Source organism: Bradyrhizobium sp., assembly GCF_016462955.1.
In the GTDB taxonomy this organism is placed as follows: Bacteria; Pseudomonadota; Alphaproteobacteria; order Rhizobiales; family Xanthobacteraceae; genus Bradyrhizobium.
The window spans coordinates 1-15,865 of record NZ_JAEMSD010000028.1 but is presented as its reverse complement, the minus strand read 5'-3'; the positions used below and the strand labels follow the sequence as shown (position 1 = coordinate 15,865).

At 61.9% G+C, this 15,865-nt stretch carries 18 protein-coding genes; 11 read left to right on the top strand and 7 right to left on the bottom strand.

Features of this window, described 5'->3' with window-relative positions:
- The 7 genes from JHD07_RS05390 to JHD07_RS05360 all read right to left on the bottom strand — a co-directional run.
- Positions 1–470, bottom strand: a 470-nt coding sequence (locus tag JHD07_RS05390; RefSeq protein WP_291619743.1) for a site-specific integrase, incomplete at its 3' end; no start/stop codon positions are given.
- Positions 471–737 carry a hypothetical protein gene (locus JHD07_RS05385; RefSeq protein WP_028136462.1) on the bottom strand — a complete coding sequence of 89 codons (267 nt, stop codon included), beginning with the start codon at positions 735–737 and terminating at the stop codon, positions 471–473.
- Entirely contained in the window at positions 734–2,746 is a 2,013-nt protein-coding gene (locus JHD07_RS05380; RefSeq protein WP_291619741.1) for an AAA family ATPase, read from the bottom strand. The genes JHD07_RS05385 and JHD07_RS05380 overlap by 4 nt, the downstream gene beginning before the upstream one ends.
- The gene (locus JHD07_RS05375; protein WP_291619739.1) at positions 2,743–3,216 is read right to left on the bottom strand and encodes a hypothetical protein; all 474 of its coding nucleotides are present in this window, start codon (positions 3,214–3,216) and stop codon (positions 2,743–2,745) included. Before JHD07_RS05375 ends, JHD07_RS05380 begins: the two co-directional genes overlap by 4 nt.
- Positions 3,217–3,413: 197 nt before the next feature.
- Positions 3,414–4,202 (bottom strand): metallophosphoesterase, encoded by a 789-nt coding sequence (locus JHD07_RS05370; protein WP_291619769.1) that lies wholly within the window; start codon positions 4,200–4,202, stop codon positions 3,414–3,416.
- A 19-nt stretch (positions 4,203–4,221) separates the two neighbouring features.
- The gene (locus tag JHD07_RS05365) at positions 4,222–4,716 is read right to left on the bottom strand and encodes a hypothetical protein (RefSeq protein WP_151650246.1); all 495 of its coding nucleotides are present in this window, start codon (positions 4,714–4,716) and stop codon (positions 4,222–4,224) included.
- A 49-nt stretch (positions 4,717–4,765) separates the two neighbouring features.
- Positions 4,766–5,371 (bottom strand): hypothetical protein, encoded by a 606-nt coding sequence (locus tag JHD07_RS05360; RefSeq protein WP_028136457.1) that lies wholly within the window; start codon positions 5,369–5,371, stop codon positions 4,766–4,768.
- Between the two features lie 208 nt (positions 5,372–5,579).
- Here JHD07_RS05360 and JHD07_RS05355 point away from each other — a divergent pair, with 208 nt between their 5' ends.
- The 11 genes from JHD07_RS05355 to JHD07_RS05305 all read left to right on the top strand — a co-directional run.
- Positions 5,580–5,909: a hypothetical protein gene (locus tag JHD07_RS05355; RefSeq protein WP_245269408.1), complete on the top strand. Its 330-nt coding sequence runs from the start codon at positions 5,580–5,582 to the stop codon at positions 5,907–5,909.
- Between the two features lie 213 nt (positions 5,910–6,122).
- Positions 6,123–6,506 (top strand): hypothetical protein, encoded by a 384-nt coding sequence (locus tag JHD07_RS05350; protein WP_028136456.1) that lies wholly within the window; start codon positions 6,123–6,125, stop codon positions 6,504–6,506.
- Positions 6,507–6,700: 194 nt separating this feature from the next.
- The gene (locus JHD07_RS05345) at positions 6,701–7,051 is read left to right on the top strand and encodes a hypothetical protein (RefSeq protein WP_028136455.1); all 351 of its coding nucleotides are present in this window, start codon (positions 6,701–6,703) and stop codon (positions 7,049–7,051) included.
- A gap of 235 nt (positions 7,052–7,286) precedes the next feature.
- A complete protein-coding gene (gene ihpB, locus JHD07_RS05340) occupies positions 7,287–8,240 on the top strand; it encodes a divalent metal ion exporter adaptor subunit IhpB (RefSeq protein WP_028136454.1) in 954 nt (317 codons plus the stop codon).
- Entirely contained in the window at positions 8,230–11,478 is a 3,249-nt protein-coding gene (locus JHD07_RS05335; RefSeq protein WP_291619717.1) for a CusA/CzcA family heavy metal efflux RND transporter, read from the top strand. The genes ihpB and JHD07_RS05335 overlap by 11 nt, the downstream gene beginning before the upstream one ends.
- Complete coding sequence (locus JHD07_RS05330; RefSeq protein WP_028136452.1) at positions 11,475–11,849, top strand: hypothetical protein; 375 nt, start codon at positions 11,475–11,477, stop codon at positions 11,847–11,849. Before JHD07_RS05335 ends, JHD07_RS05330 begins: the two co-directional genes overlap by 4 nt.
- A gap of 191 nt (positions 11,850–12,040) precedes the next feature.
- Positions 12,041–12,775: a flagellar basal-body rod protein FlgF gene (gene flgF, locus JHD07_RS05325; RefSeq protein ID WP_028136451.1), complete on the top strand. Its 735-nt coding sequence runs from the start codon at positions 12,041–12,043 to the stop codon at positions 12,773–12,775.
- A gap of 771 nt (positions 12,776–13,546) precedes the next feature.
- A complete protein-coding gene (locus JHD07_RS05320; RefSeq protein ID WP_151650245.1) occupies positions 13,547–14,077 on the top strand; it encodes a MarR family transcriptional regulator in 531 nt (176 codons plus the stop codon).
- Positions 14,074–14,721, top strand: coding sequence for a class I SAM-dependent methyltransferase (locus tag JHD07_RS05315; RefSeq protein WP_028136450.1), 648 nt, complete (start codon positions 14,074–14,076; stop codon positions 14,719–14,721). Before JHD07_RS05320 ends, JHD07_RS05315 begins: the two co-directional genes overlap by 4 nt.
- A 261-nt stretch (positions 14,722–14,982) precedes the next feature.
- Positions 14,983–15,291, top strand: a complete 309-nt coding sequence (locus JHD07_RS05310; RefSeq protein WP_151650244.1) for a hypothetical protein — start codon at positions 14,983–14,985, stop codon at positions 15,289–15,291.
- Positions 15,292–15,345: 54 nt separating this feature from the next.
- Positions 15,346–15,865, top strand: a 520-nt coding sequence (locus tag JHD07_RS05305) for a TolC family protein (RefSeq protein ID WP_291619708.1), incomplete at its 3' end; no start/stop codon positions are given.

The following is a 15,865-nucleotide window of genomic DNA, read 5'->3' as shown; positions in this document are numbered from 1 at the left end:
AGTCCGGATGATGCAGCCAAGCGAAGCGCAGCGTGATCGCGCGCGTATGTCCATGACTCGTCGCAATCCCCCGTTGGCGCTGCGAGCATGATCTCGATGACGTCGTCGCTTACGGCCACGCGGCGGACCCTGCCGCAGGGCGGAAAGCGGCAGCTCAGCAGCTTCGAGCAGTCATAGGAACGCTCCAGGCTGAGAAAGCGGGCAAAACTTCGCAATGCGGAGAAGCGTCTAAAGATGGTGGACTGCGCCGTCCCGGTCGCAGCCCAGGTGGCCGCGATGCCATCGACGACCGACTGGTCGATCCGCGCGATCGCGGCTACCCCGTCGGAGCCGAGCGCAGCTGCAAGATCCCGAATGTCCCGCGAATAGCAGTCGATCGTCGACGCCGATGCATCCGCATCTCTCAAGCCGTTCAACCAGGCCGAGCTCTCCGGAGCAAATGGCGACGTCGTGGGCGACCGGATTTTCATTCAGAGCTCCACGAAATCGGCGCTTTCGATGGCGTCCACTACCTTGGCCAGCAACGCCCAGATCGACTGCCGTCGGTAGTGGTCGAACACCTTGGTGCTGGCGAGCCGCGGCGGGGTGCCCGTGAGCGGGTCGGCGGCCTCCAGCACGTCGATGCCGTAGTCGGATCGGTCCGCCAGATCGCTCAGATTGGATATCCGGACGCTCGCGATGGAGCGCCGAAGATGCGTCGAGCCTCCCGGCAGAAGTTCGATATGGATGCGGATCATGGGGTATTCCTCGGCGTATTGTTCGCGACGGCTGCGACTGGTTGGCGGACCGACGCTCGGCCCAGGAAGAGATCCTTCGCTTCGTCGCCGCTTACGTAACGTCTGGCTACCAAAGCGTCCGCGATCCGGACGACGGCGGCCGCGTGCCGCATGACTATCCCGGTCGCTCGCCGCTCGAGCATTTTCAGTCGGTCGTCGACCTGCTTGGCGAGCGCCGCATCTCTACTGACCATGGCCAGCGCTTCGCCATCGGCGCAGCGGTAGACGAGCCTGCCGAGCAGGGGCGTGGACGTAAAGGCGGCCGCGAGCAGCGACGTGCAGATCGCCAGGTCGCTCCTCTGAGTGCCACCGGCCCCCGTGGAAACCGAACCAAGGATCACCTTCTCTGCACAGAGACCCCCGAGCAGAAAGACGATATGGTTCTCCAGACGATCGAGCGTCCACACTTGGTTCTCCTCGAAATTCAGGCGGGCGTCGCCACCGATATGTCCCCGGTTGAGAATCCTGGCGCTGAGAGGTTTGCCCCCGGTCGCGAAGCAGGCGACCATGTGGCCCGCCTCATGTACGGCGATGCGACGCAAGACCGTCTGGGGCAGTGCCGGCCCGCTACCTTCCCTGACGAGGTCGTCGACGTTCAAAGGCCGGCCGGCACGCCTTGCGGCGCGCCGCGCCAATCTTGCGACCTCCATCGCTTCGGCCGGGGAAATACCTTCGAGCAGAAGCGCCGCGGATGACAGATCCGCTCCTTCGAGAGGCGTACCGCGAAGATGATATCGCAGGACGTTGGCCAGGCCTGCCGCGTCGGGGCGAGGAATCTCGATCGTGCGTTCGAAGCGCCCGGGGCGCAGGAGCGCGGGATCGATGGCGTCGAGCCGGTTGGTCATTCCCAACACGCACAGTCCGACGTTGCTCTCATTGTCGGACATGACGGAATCCAAACTCGTCAACATCTCGCCTACGACGACCGAAAAAAAGTCGGCGTTGTGCCGCGACATCCGGTTTCTAGAAGGCAGTTCATCCAGTTCGTCGAATGCCAAAAGACACCCGCGCTGCCCCGACGCCCCCAAGTGTCCTTCGCGTTCGGCGAAAAAATCCGAGATCTTCGCGACGACTAGGCCGGTGCCTGCCGCCAAGGCGAGAGAATTTACGAAAAAATTTTTACCGTGGCCCGGCTCTGAATGCAGAATCGCGCCGTGGTCCGCTTCCGCCCACTGAATGGATCCTTGCCTCCAATCTTGGACATCCTTCACGAAGTTCAGGCCGAAAATTTGGGCGGCACCGCCGAACTCGATCGCGTTAGAGAGGATCGGCGCACCTTCGACATGGGGCGAGCTCTGCCGCCGGCGCATCGCGAGGGTCGCAAGCCGTTCCAACGCGTCGGAAGCCGTCGAGCCGCTCCTGAAGATGGAAACCAGATCGTTCAGGTCGAGACCCGATGTGTCGGCGATGCGGCTGCTCGGTATGCGTCCCATCGGTGGCAGCAACGTTCTGAGAAGGACGCGCACCGACTTGGCGTCGGGCGGAACCAGTTTCACGGTAACGTCGGCCGACAGCAGGAGAGTGGTGGGCAAGAAACGCTGCGGATCCGTCGATATCCCGACGAAGCTGCGTCCGGCAACCAGGCACTTCGCTACCTCTTCGTTTCCGACCTGATTGACGTCGATCGACTTGTTCGAGCCGGCGCGTGCGATAGTCATGACGCGAGCCTCGCTCAGATATTCGTCGACCGCCTCCATCCATGCCGAGGAGGGGGCCTGAACCACGCTCACAACCGGGCGTCCCGCCGCAATGGCTCGCCTCAACGACGGAGGGGCGGCCCGCCGAAAAGCCTCGGCTACGATCGCGCCGCGAACCTTTTTCGCATTCAGCCGCGCGTCAGGTCGATCGGAGCGGCGAACGGGAACTTCATCCGGTGGACCTTCGATCGCTGCCTCTAGGTCGGTGATCTCCGGATCGTCTTCCGGAGCGGGCAACATACCGTGCCGCAGTTTGGAGAACCCTCCGGTCATGAGCGAGACCTCACGGTCGTCGACCGGCTCAGCGGCGTCGAAATGTCGATCTCGACCTCGTTGCGGCATGCGAGCGATAGCACCGACGCAAACGGATCGAGAGGTCCGGGTACCAAAGTGCAGAGATGATGGAGCGACATCGGCCCGTCCTCCGCCAAGGCCGCGAGCAGCCGGTGACGCATGTCCGGCGGGACCGAAAAGCGTCGGTACGTCCAGATCGCGCGAGCCGTGGAGAAGCGGGGCTCCTTGAGAATATCCGCTCCGGTCAATGTGTAGGGCGCCAGGCCGCGTGCCCGAAGTTCCCGATCGAAGGCATCGGCTTCCCCGAGCGACCGCAGCGGCCGGCAGACCTCGATGTCCAGATACCGCCAGCCGGCATTTGTCCGGAAGGTGACGACTTGAAGATCTACCGGCCGCGCTTCGGTCCCCGCCGTCCCGAGGAAGCCGATTTCAAGAATCTCGGGGTCCAACGTTGCCTGTAGCAAGGCGTCCCTGACGATCCCGCCAGCGTGCGGAATCGGTCGTGAAGCCTTTGGCGAAACGAAATCGGCAGATCGGGGGCGGATCCTGTGGTCGAAGCGCATGGCTCATGTCCGGTCGAAGGTTGGATTGAGTAGAAGCCGTTGTCGTGCGGCGCGGGGGTGATCTCGTCGTCCATCGCGTCCTCCTAGATGTCGAACGTGAAGCAGGGATCGAAGTCATCGTTTTCCCAGCGCGAGACAGCGTCCCAGGGACCGTATCCCTTGCAGTTCGCGATGAGCTTCACGCCCTCGACCGCCAGCTCGAAACTGACGTGCGTGTGCCCGCTGATGGCCGCGTCCAGACCGACAGCGAACATCTCGGGGCAGCGCGAAGCGTAGGCCGGGCCCAAGAGATCCTGCTCGTCCGTGGTCGACGCCGGACGGCTCCGACCGCCGAAAGCGTGGAAGGGATGATGGGTAACGAGGAGCCGCTTCGATGTCTTCGGCCCGCCGAACGTGGACGAGATGAACTCGCGGGTCTTGCGATGGCGGGCGAGCGTGTCTCGAGGACGGAGACGCCGGGCATAGCGATCCGTCCGGATCCGACGGTAGTCGTTCATGCTGGCGGCGGCCGCGAGCATGGACTTCTCCGGCGTGCCGTACAGGTCGAAGTCGGTCCACCCGACGGCGCCGGCGATGAGGACGCCGCCTTTGCCGCCGATCAACTTGGCTTCGTCATCAAGTACGACGACGTTGGTGCCGAAGGCGGCCTCGCGGGCCTTCTCGATCTCGCGGTCGATGTCTCGCCCAAAGAATTCGTGATTGCCGGCTACCACCACGACCGGATGGTCGTCGATGCGCTCGGCCAACCACTTCACGCCCCGCGCGAAGCCCGGCATGAGATCGCCGGCGCAAACGAACACGTCATAGGTGGGCCGCTTCGAAGGAGAGGGCAGGTCCCAGCCCCTCGCGGTTTCGATATGGAGATCGCTCATGGTCCAGATGCGCACGCGCTCACTCCTTTGCCGGGAGCGAGCGCGGATCGACCGCGACGAAGACGTCGGTAATCCGGTCATAACGACCAAGAATGATCGGCCCCGGACGTTTGCCGTCGAACGACCGCACGACATGCAGGTTTTCGAAGCCACGCACCTCGCGCACCTTCACCCCGTTCGCATGCGCCACACACGCGGTGACAAGTTCCGAGCCGACTTGGTGAAGACATCCCTCGCGGCCGCACCGCTCGCACGTGCACGCCGAACCGGCCTCCGCCAGCGCGATGGCGTACTGGATCGCGGCCTCGATATCCGGCAGACGCGCGATCGACGAGGAACGGTCGTAATCCAGCCTCAGCACTCCAGATCGCCTGGAGATCGCTGTGATCTTCAGTGGCGAGGTGCCGACCGCCGTCGCGATCCGGGCGATGGCTCGGCACACGATGTGCCGCCAACCATCATCCACCAGCGACAGGCCGGGGACATGCCCGCCGACCCTGGCGCTGTCGAACAATTCGGGAAACCTATCGGTGAGCCGTTGACGCCATTCGCACATCGGAACCTCAGCGCGGTGCGAGGGAGCGGAGTGGCGGGACCCGAGCAAACCGGCCAAGACGCACGCGGGCGTCGACGATCGGGTCGCGGTCGATATCGATCGCGACGGCGCCCTCGCAGGCGAGCGCGAAGACCCAGTCGCGGAGACCAAAGCCCAGACTGGCAACAGTGCAGTCGCCGTCGTCCTCGATGGCCGCGAAGATCCGCTCTCGGCCATCCGCCGGAACTGGTCGATTGCGAGACGCCCAGACCAGCCTGGCGTTCGACGACCGCGGTCGCGCGTACACGTCGTCCAGCGAGAGAGGCACGATCATCGCCCGAAGCTCGTCGGCCGCGAGCAGGAGCGTTCCTTCATCGTCGAGATCGCGAAGCGGAGGTCCGACGTCGAGGATCAATCGTGCTTCACCGCGCGTCGCGAGCAGAAGGTCGACAGGGTAGACGACGCCGCAAAGAGCGACCGAAGCGATGTGCTCGATGGCCGCGATCTCGGGATCTAGGGCCAACTGAATCAAGAGATCTTGCCGGACCGCGTCGCCGACTGGAATCGGGGTCGGGCTCTTGGCAGTCAGGAAGGGGCGGAGGTCGGACGGATAGCCGGGAATGTCGACGCACATGGCTGAGGAACTCCTTGGACGATGAATTGCGCGATCTGCGTCGCCGTCCTGTCGTTCTCTTCGTCGTTGCTCATGTTGATCGCCGCATTTTCACATCGATAATCGCCAAATAGCCGTGCGCCATCGTCGAGTCAATAGATAGCGAGCTATCTAGCGGTACAGAAAAGTGCAACGCCGAGGCTGGAATTGTCCAGCGCGCGAGCTGGTAATGTGTTACGAAGCTGTGAACAAGGGCGCTAAAATCGTCTGTTTCGGCTACTCGGGAGCGCGTCTCGATGGTATGCGTATTTTGATAGTCAGCTATCCACGCCTGGCTGTTTGCGGAGATCGATGGATGAAGCGGCCCAAGGTTGACGTATCGGTGGCCCGAGAAGGGGAAGGGGGCAGGCGGCAGATCTTGCTTTATCTCCCCGAGGATCTCATCAAATCTCTCAAAATGGCGGCGATCGAGGACGGTCAGCCCGCCTACATTCTCGCCGAGAAGGCGCTCCGGGCTTACCTCAAAGGTCGCAAAGTAAAGGCCCGCGCGGCGAGGTGAAGGCGCCTCTCTCGTCGGAGGAAAGGGACCTCCTAGCGGCGTCCCGCGGTTCATCCGGACCTTTGCGCGTTCATCGGGGGCATTGCGCTTCGAGAAGAGAACTCGCCGTCATCCTTTGATCTAGATCAAGGCCCGCGATGTAAGCCCCCATATTCGGAAGACGAAGTCCAATCCGTTATTGGGAGAGTAGGTTTGGCGGACGAAATTCATCCTATGGCTCCCCATAAGCTTCCGTTCTTCCTGCCGGGGGCCGACGGCTCCGACGTCCTGCTGGTGGTAATGGGGTTCTTCCTGGTGGCGGTCATCTTTTCGGTCGGCGTGCTGTACTGGAAGTTACACAGCCTGCCCGAGCGGATGGCGCACAAATCGCAGAAGCTGCAGTTCGAGTTCGTCGCGGTGCTCGGCCTGATCTCGCTGTTCACGGGGATACACGCGTTCTGGATCGCCGGCCTGCTTTTAGCCTTGATCGATATTCCCGATTTCGGCACGCCGCTGCGGGGCATCGCCGGATCGGTGGAGCGGATAGCCGACGCGAAGTCCGAGGCAGCCGACACCGCCCTCTCGCAACCTTCCGAGAAGACCCGGGGCGTCGGGTAGTGCAGGAGCTTGGCCCTGCAACGGAACTGGGAAGGCAAAGCGACGGAAACAACCTCTTATGACAGCGCGGCAACATTGTCGCACCCCGCGCTTTTGCTGAGGACAACCGACCGAGCGACGTGTAGGAGTGCCGAGTATGCCGAGTCGCCCATAGCGACAGCGCCACTTCTGCCTCTGCGGATTTGCCTCGCGTTATGCCGATCGCCGCCACCAGCAATGCTCTCCTTCGCCGGCTGCGCGATCTGCTGGTTCTGTTGCTTGCGTTCGGCCATTTGAGCGCCGCCGTCCTCCATAGTGCCCACATCGACCATGTGGCAACCTCCGGCTCGACCGAGACCGTCTTTTCGACTGCAGGCCTGGGAAGCACGACCGGTGGCGACAGCGTTCTGACCGAACGGCATTGTCACGGGTGCTTCTCCGTCTCGCCCGTTCGGGCCACGGCAGCCTGGTCGCTCGCTGCGGCCGTGACGAAGCCGGTCGCTATGCCGACGAAGCGGCTGACCGGCACCTCCTCCGCATTGGATACTCCCCCTCCAAAGGCCTGATCTGAACGAACCCGCTCGGCGCATCCGTGCGCCTTCTTGCCTTCGTTTGCAGGTCTATTTCCATGTCTTCTGAGATCGCTGCCGCGCGAGAAGCGCGAGCGCATGTATTCGTCGCTTTGCCCATGGGTTTCGAGACGTGGGAGCGGCGTTCGTCGTCGGCCGGTCGATGCGGCTTGGAAACCCTCGTTTGCCTGGCGCTGCGCGATCGCGCCTCCCGCGCAGCGAGAATCGCGCCATGAAGCGGCTTTTCGCGAACTCGGTCCTGGCAACTATCGCGCTGGCTGCAATCGGCTTCTTCCTATTGAACTTGCCTCAGCAGAGCTCCGGCAAGCAATCGGAGGCGGGGCATGGCCACGAAGAGGGAGGTCACGCCGACGGCGTCGAAATGAGCGACGACAAGCTCAGGTCTTCCGATATCGAGCTCCTCGTCGCGGCGCCCGGCGTCCTTCATGACAGTCTGCTCCTCAACGGCATTTTGCAGCCAAATCAGGAGGCTCTCGTTCAGGTGACTCCTCGATTTCCAGGAGTCGTCCGCGAGATCAAGGCGAGCGTCGGTCATCGCGTCGAAAAGAACGACCTCCTGGCCAAGATCGAGAGCAACCAGAGTCTCACGACTTATGAGATCCGGGCGCCGTTGGCCGGCACGGTCATCGACCGCCAAATTTCTCTCGGCGAATACGCGTCAGAGCAGAAGGCAGCCTTCACGATCGCCGATATTTCCACCGTATGGGTCGACCTATCCGTTTACCGGCGGGACCTGAAGCGGGTGCGCGAAGGCGACAAGGTCGTCATCGATGTCGGCGATGGCGGGAAGCCGATCGACGCCAGGCTGACCTACATTTCGCCCGTCGGCAGCGCGGATACGCAGAGCGCTCTTGCGCGCACCAGCGTGCCGAACGAGGGGACAAGACTGAGGCCAGGCATGTTCGTCACGGCGCGCCTGATGCTCTCGGACAAGTCCGCGCCGATCGTCGTCAAATCGACCGCCGTCCAAAGTTTCGAAAACCGCAACGTCGTCTTCGTCCGCAATGGCCTGAAATTCGAGGTGCGAGAGGTCGAGCTGGGTGCTCGCGATCGCGAGCACGTCGAGGTGCAGTTCGGCCTGGAGGAGGGCGACCTGTACGTGGGACGAAACAGCTTCATCGTGAAGGCTGAAATAGCCAAGGGAACGGCCGCCCATGAGCACTGAGCAGGGCCCGGTCGGCGACCGGAAGCACGGGGTCATCACCGCGATAATCGCATTCTCGATACGCCAGCGATGGCTTGTCCTCTTTGCTGTGCTCGCAGTCGGGGCGGTAGGTGCGTGGAACTTCACGCGCCTTCCGATCGACGCGGTACCGGATATCACCAACGTCCAGGTGCAGATCAACGTGAGCGCGGCGGGCTATTCGCCCCTAGAGGTCGAACAGCGCATCACGTTTCCAGTCGAAACTGGCATGGGCGGGTTACCGAACCTCCAGTACACACGGTCGCTGTCCAGATACGGGCTAAGCCAGGTCACCGTCGTCTTCGCCGACGGCACGAACATCTATTTCGCGCGCCAGTTGGTCAACGAGCGTTTGCAGCAGGTGAAAGACCTCCTGCCGAACGGCATCGAAATGGCGATGGGACCGATTTCGACAGGCCTCGGCGAGATATTCATGTTCGCCGTCGAGGCGAAGAAGGCAGCCAAAAACCCGGACGGGAGCGAGATCAGCCCGATAGACCTCCGCACGATCCAGGATTGGATCATCAAGCCGCAGTTGCGGACGGTGCCCGGCGTAGTCGAGGTCAATACCATCGGTGGGTTCGAGCGGCAGTTCCACGTCCTGCCCGATCCTACCAAGCTGATGGCGTATCGGCTGAATTTTCGCGATGTGATGACCGCGCTTGCGTCGAACAATGCCAACGTCGGCGCGGGCTACATCGAACGAAATGGTGAGCAATACCTAGTTCGCACGCCGGGGCAGGTGGGCGACGCGAGCGACATTCGAAATATCGTGATCGGGGCGCGCGAAGGGATCCCGGTTCGGATCGGCGACATCGCAGAAGTGATCGAAGGGCGAGAGCTCCGTACCGGTTCGGCAACTCTGAATGGGCGCGAGACCGTTGTCGGCACGGCGATGCTGCTCATCGGCGAAAACAGCCGCACGGTGGCCCAGCGTGTATCGGCGAAGCTGGACGAGATCGCGAAATCCCTGCCCGAAGGTGTGGTGGCGAGGGCGCTTTACGACCGTACACGCCTCGTCGAGGCCACGATCGCGACCGTAGAGAAGAATCTGCTTGAGGGCGCGATCCTCGTCATCGTGATCCTGCTGCTGATCCTCGGCAACTTCAAAGCGGCCGTCGCCACCGCGCTCGTCATTCCCTTGTCGATGCTCATTACCGTGACGGGAATGGTCGAGAATAAGGTCAGCGCGAACCTCATGTCGCTCGGCGCCATCGACTTCGGCATCATCATCGACGGTGCGGTCATCATCGTCGAGAACTGCCTGCGGCTGCTTGCGGAGGAGCAGCACCGCAGAGGGCGCATACTGAGCCGCGAGGAGCGTTTCGATACGATTTTGGCGGGAGCAGGGGAGGTCGTCCAGCCCAGCCTATTCGGCACCCTCATCATCGCGGTCGTCTACCTCCCGGTTCTCACGTTGACGGGCGTCGAAGGGAAGATGTTCACGCCCATGGCCCTGACAGTTCTCATGGCGTTGGGCGGCGCCGCGATCCTGTCGATGACCTTTGTTCCGGCCGCTGTTGCCATTCTGGTGACCGGCAAAGTGACCGAGAAGGAGAACTGGTTCATGCGCGGGGCTCGCTTCGCCTATGTGCCGCTTCTCGATGCCTCGATACGCAATCGACACATGGTCGCACTGGCGGCCGGCGCGTTGGTGATCGTCAGCGGAATTGCCGCGTCTCGCATGGGCGGCGAGTTCATACCCTCGCTCGATGAAGGGGATGTCGCCACCCACGCGATGCGCATTCCGGGGACGAGCCTGACACAGGCCGTGGATATGCAGATCAAGCTGGAGGAGGCCATCCGGAAGGTGCCCGAGGTCCGCGAGGTCTTTTCCAAGATCGGCACGGCAGAGGTGGCGACCGATCCAATGCCGCCGAACGTCGCCGACACCTACATCATGCTCAAACCCCATGCGCAGTGGCCCGATCCTTCGATGACCAAGGCGCAACTCGTCTCCAAGATCGAGAAGGTCGTCGCGGAAGTGCCGGGCAACAACTATGAGTTCACCCAGCCAATTCAGATGCGCTTCAACGAGCTGATATCGGGCGTCCGCAGCGATGTCGGGGTCAAGATCTTCGGCGACGACCTGAACACGCTGTTGCAGGTCGCCGGGCAGGTGCAAAACGTGCTCCAGGGCGTGCAGGGGGCTGCAGACGTGAAGACCGAGCAGGTCTCCGGATTGCCCGTGCTTACGGTCAAATTGAACCGGCAGGCCTTGGCACGACAAGGCCTGAGCATCTCCGATGTGCAGGGTGTCGTTGAGATCGCGGTCGGGGGCAAGAGCGCCGGCCTGGTGTTCGAAGGCGATCGTCGTTTCGAAATCATCGTTCGGCTGCCTGAACACCTTCGTTCGGATATGGAAGCGATCCGCAATCTTCCGATCCCTCTTCCCGTGCGCGAAGGTCAGGCTGGGGCCATCAAGGCGGCTTGGGGAAATTCACCGTTGGGGCAGGTCCGTTATGTCCCGCTTTCCTCGGTCGCCGAGATCGACGCGGCTCCGGGTCCCAATCAGATAAGCCGGGAAAACGGCAAGCGGCGCATCGTGGTCACCGCGAACGTGCGCGGCCGAGACCTCGGCTCGTTCGTCGCCGACGCCCAGCGGCGGATCACCGACGGCGTCAAGGTGCCGGCGGGTTACAGGATCACCTATGGAGGACAGTTCGAGCAGTTGGTTTCCGCAACCAAGCGGCTGACCATCGTCGTTCCGATCGCGCTGCTCCTGATCTTCGTGTTGCTCTTCATGAGCCTGGGAACGTTCGCCGATGCCGCATTGGTCTTCAGCGGGGTGCCGCTCGCGCTCACGGGCGGCATTGCCGCCCTGCTTCTGCGCGACATCCCCCTTTCGATCAGCGCCGGTATCGGGTTCATCGCGCTATCGGGCGTCGCCGTCCTGAATGGCTTGGTCATCATCGCGTTCATCCAGAAGCTGCGATCGGAGGGCCGCCCTGTCGTCGAAGCCGTTCGCGAGGGGGCGCTGACCCGGTTGAGGCCGGTTCTGATGACCGCCCTGGTGGCGAGCCTGGGATTCGTGCCCATGGCGATCGCGACCGGCGCCGGCGCCGAGGTGCAGCGGCCACTCGCCACCGTGGTCATCGGCGGGATCGTATCATCGACCATTTTGACGCTGCTGGTTTTGCCGGCGCTCTACACGCTCTTCCGTCGTGAAGCGGTCACGACGAAGTCGACTTCCGCAACCGCACAAGGAGAAACTGCATGAAACCCGCCGCGTTCATACTGGCCGTATTGCTCTCGGTCGTCCCGGCTCACGCTCAACACTCACACGGTTCGAAGGGACCCAATGGCGGCGTTCTTGCGGATGCGGCCGGCGTGCATATCGAGTTCCTGCCGTCGGGAAATGCCGTGACGTTCAACGTCCTTAACGAGGACAACAAGCCCGTGTCGACGAAGGGCTATACGGCCTCTGCTCTAATCGTAAACGGCGACGATCGAGAGACGATTGTCCTTTCTCCGTCGGGAGAGAACGTCCTGAAGGGTGAAACGAAGAAGCCGATTACGGCATCCACCGCGATCACACTCATGATCAAGACGGACACGGGCAAGTCGGGCCAAGCCAAGTACAAGGGCTGAAGGCTCCATCCGACGACATTGTCGACGGCGAGACAAAGCCGCGCGCAATTTTGTCGGCTCCAAGCCGAGAACCGAGCGCGCGGCGGTTCACATGCCTTGTGGATCCCGTCCCCCTGCCATCCTCAAACCAAGCAAGCGCAGCGCAAGGGCGACCACCGGCCTCATTCGGCAGTTTGAAAGGCAGTCTTCCAATGTCCGACAAGACCGTCATCGGGCTATCGCGATTGATCACGCTGCAACAGCAATTGGACAAGGTTGCTCGAAACGTTGCCAACCAGACGACGACCGGATTCAAACGCGAGGGGCTTCAGTTCCGCGAATATCTCACGAAGGCGAAGGAAGCCGACGACATGCCCTCGGCTCCGATGCGATCGCTTGTGGCCGTCACCGGCTACACCGACTTTTCCGGCGGTCCCCTCAAGCCCACCGGGAATGGGACCGACGTCGCTATCGTCGGGGACGGCTTCTTTGTGATCCAGACGGCTGCAGGAGATCGCTACACGCGGAACGGAGCGTTCACGCTCGACAAGGAAGGCCGCGTAGTCACGTTGTCCGGCGATATCGTGTTGACTGCGACCGGCCCCCTGCAGGTTCCGCCACGCGATGGCCCGCTGAGCATCGGAGCCGATGGGACCATCTCGACGGCGAGGGGACCGATAGGACGTCTTCGCCTGGTGAAGTTTGTAGATAATGCCAAGTTGCGCGCCGAGGGAAGCACGCTGTTTTCATCGGAGTCTCCTGCGAACGAGGTGCCTCCGGCGCAGATTCGGCTCGCTACGGGAGCCTTGGAGGGGGCGAACGTAAACGCGGTACATGAGATGAGCAGTCTCGTCGCTGCGACCCGAGCCTACGATCAGGTTGCCAACACGATCCTGCGCGAAGACGACAAGAACGAACTCAGAAAACTGGCTGGTGAGGATTTGTAGGCCACGAAGCGCTCGGCGGCGGCCCCAAGTGGAACCCTGCGACAAGCGACGCACGCGCTCGCAATATTTGCGGATCGACGGAAGGTAGCCATCATGATAGGTAGCCTCGTCGTCTTCACTGAGAGCGTGATCATTGTCCGGTAGTCAGGTCATATCGGGAACTCAGCGCGTTACTGCGTTGCGCAGGATCGTGTCCGTTCTCCTGACCCTGGTGTACGTCCTGTCTGGCGTTCTTCATGGACTCGTTGATGTCGACGCCGCCATTCGCTCCGGATCATCCTTGGCGATCGCGGCCGCGGACGGCAAAACCTCCCAATCGCCCGAACGGGGTTTGGTAGCCGATCACCACTGTCACGGTTGCTTCTCAGTATCGGTCCCGGCGCCTGCGCAACAGGCTGAACTCGCCCTGGGCTTGAAGCCCGCCGAGTTGCCGAAATCGGCGGCTCCCTTGTACGGCAATGTTCGCGGTCTTGATCCGCCCCCGCCGAAATCTCTGACCTAAAGCGAACGACGCGGGACGCATCGCGCGTCCTGTCTCCGTTTCCCGTCAAACTCCCTCGCGCCGCCATTACGCAGCGCGATGCTGTCGTCCCTGTCTTTGGGAAGGCGACGGCGTCGCTCTCAAAGCCTTTGCGAGCTCAGTCAAGTTGCTGGGGCAGCAAGCGTGCAGGCGATCTGGATCGACAACGCATTTTTCAGAGACCGCTCTTTCGGGGCCATTCCGTTTTGCAGGCGCCGTCGGCGGTCACATTGGAATTGAAGGATTACGTTATGGAAACCAAGCAAGTTGAAGACTCGCAGGCTTCGACGCCGGACGACCTCTTGCAGCGATTATCCTGGGAGGTGAAGCAAATTCACGGCTGTTTGAGCGAAGTGCAGAAGTGTTGGGCGGCCGGTCTGGGTGTCACGGTGGCTCAATGGAACATTCTGATGGCGATATCGCATCTTGCGGACGAAGAGGGGGTGCGGGTCAGCGTGGTGTCGGAGAAACTGGCCGTGGACGCATCGTTCGTCACGGCGCAGTCGCAATTGCTCGAGTCCAAAGGACTGATCCGCCGCAAGCCGTGCGCGACCGATCGCCGTGTCGTCCTCCTCGCACTTTCGAGCAACGCTCGGTGGCAGATAGAAAACCTATCTAGTTCCATGAACGCAGCGAACGCGTATGTTGCCAATAACGCGAGCGGCAAGGCGCACCGACTTCTCGCAGAACTCGAGGAGCTGAAGAGCGTCCTCAAGCGCGCGAAGCTTCTGACGGCTTCGGACGCTCTCCGCCACTGGCCTCGCGGTCGCGACACCGCATGAAGTTTCTATCGATTTTGGTCGTGGCGGCGCTCAAACCGCTTTACTATCGCTTCGCCGCTGCAATGCTGCGCGACACGTCGTGGCAGGAGCCCTTGTTCGAGTTGATGTCTCCAAAGCGCGGAGAGCGCCTCTTGGCGTTCGGACGGGGAAGCGCAGCGACGGCGATCTCGCTTGCGGAGCGGTTCACCGAGCTCAGTATCGTTGTAGCGGATCCCGATCCATCGATCGTCCGAAAGTCAAAGCGAGCGATCGACGAACAGCACATCGAGAATATTACGTTCATCGACGCACCTTCCGTTGTGGCCCTTCCGGTTCACACTGGCAGCTTCGACCGCGCGATGTGCGTACTCGCCTTTCATTTGAGAACTCCCGATGAAAAGATCGCCTTGGCGAAGGAAACTTTCCGAATCCTGCGCCGTGGAGGTGTATTTTATGTTGCGGACTATGACCGACCGACCGGCCGCGAAGAGCGCATCGTCCTCAACCTTGCAGCGCAGATTTCAAGCAGGATTGCGGTTCAATCCCACGTCGATGGAACTTGGGGCAAACTCTTCAAAAAGGCGGGCTTTGCCGGGGCCAAACTGCAGTCCTCGCATTCGGTGCGGATCGGACGGGTTGCAATGCTATCGTTTAGGAAGCCGTGAAAGAACGTCGCATAAGACGGGTACGCTGCCTCCGAAGAAAAGCCTGCAGCTACGTCCCAGAACTGGGACAGGGTTACCCGCATGCTCGATTCCTAGAAGTTGCGATTGACACGCAACAAATGTTTGGGATTGTTATAATATTGCGGGTCGACGTGAGCCTTGCGCCCATGCTACCTACCAACTCGCGAACGTAGAGTGTGGTCATTGACGATTGGTCGGATCAGATCTGGATTGAGGCATGTTCCTGCTTTGCGCGGGATCGTGTCCGTATTTCTGATCGTGACCTATCTGATGTCGGGTGCGCTGCATCGGTGTCTCGACCTTGACGTGACAAATCCAACCGGTTCCCCGGTGGCTTGGATGGTCGATACCAAGTCCGATAGCGGCCCTGAGACCGGTGCCATCGTCGACCATCACTGCCATGGCTGCTTCGCGGTTTCCGTTGCAGCGCCTCCGCAGCAAGTCATGACTGTGATGGAACCCAAGCTGGCGGTCCTCATCCGGGCGACGGCCCCTCTGACCGACACCGTGCGCGGTCTCGATCCGCCCCCACCGAAGTTCCTGACCTGAAAATGACCGCTGGGCGCATCGCGCTCTGATTCCGTCTTTCGTCAGGTTTTCATCATGTTTTCAAAGTGCGTCACGCGTTTCGCGTGCGCGACGGCGTTGCTGGTCAGTCCTTGGCTGACGGCGGCGTCGCATTCGCAGACCCTCAATCTCGGGGCGGCGCTGCAGCGCGCGCTCGCGACCAGCCCCCGCTTGACCGCCGCCGAACGCGATATCGGGATCGCGACGGGCCAGCGCATTCAGGCGGGGGCGCTCCTCAATCCGGAACTGAGCTACGAACAGGATAACTCATTCGGTTCGGGCATCTATCGCGGGACGAAGTCGGCCGAGACGACGCTGCAGATCAGCCAGCTTTTCGAGCTGTTCGGCAAGCGCGAGGCCCGCATCGCGGCCGGCCAGGCCGGCGTCAACGGGGCGACGATCGAGCGCCAGGCGGTACGTCTGCAGATTCTGTCGGAAACGGCCATCGCGTTTCTGAACGTGCTCGGGCTGCAGCGGCGGATCCAGATCCTCGACGAGCAGGTCGCCGCCCTTGAGCGGCTGACGCCGTTGCTTCAGCGCCGGGTCGATGCCGGTG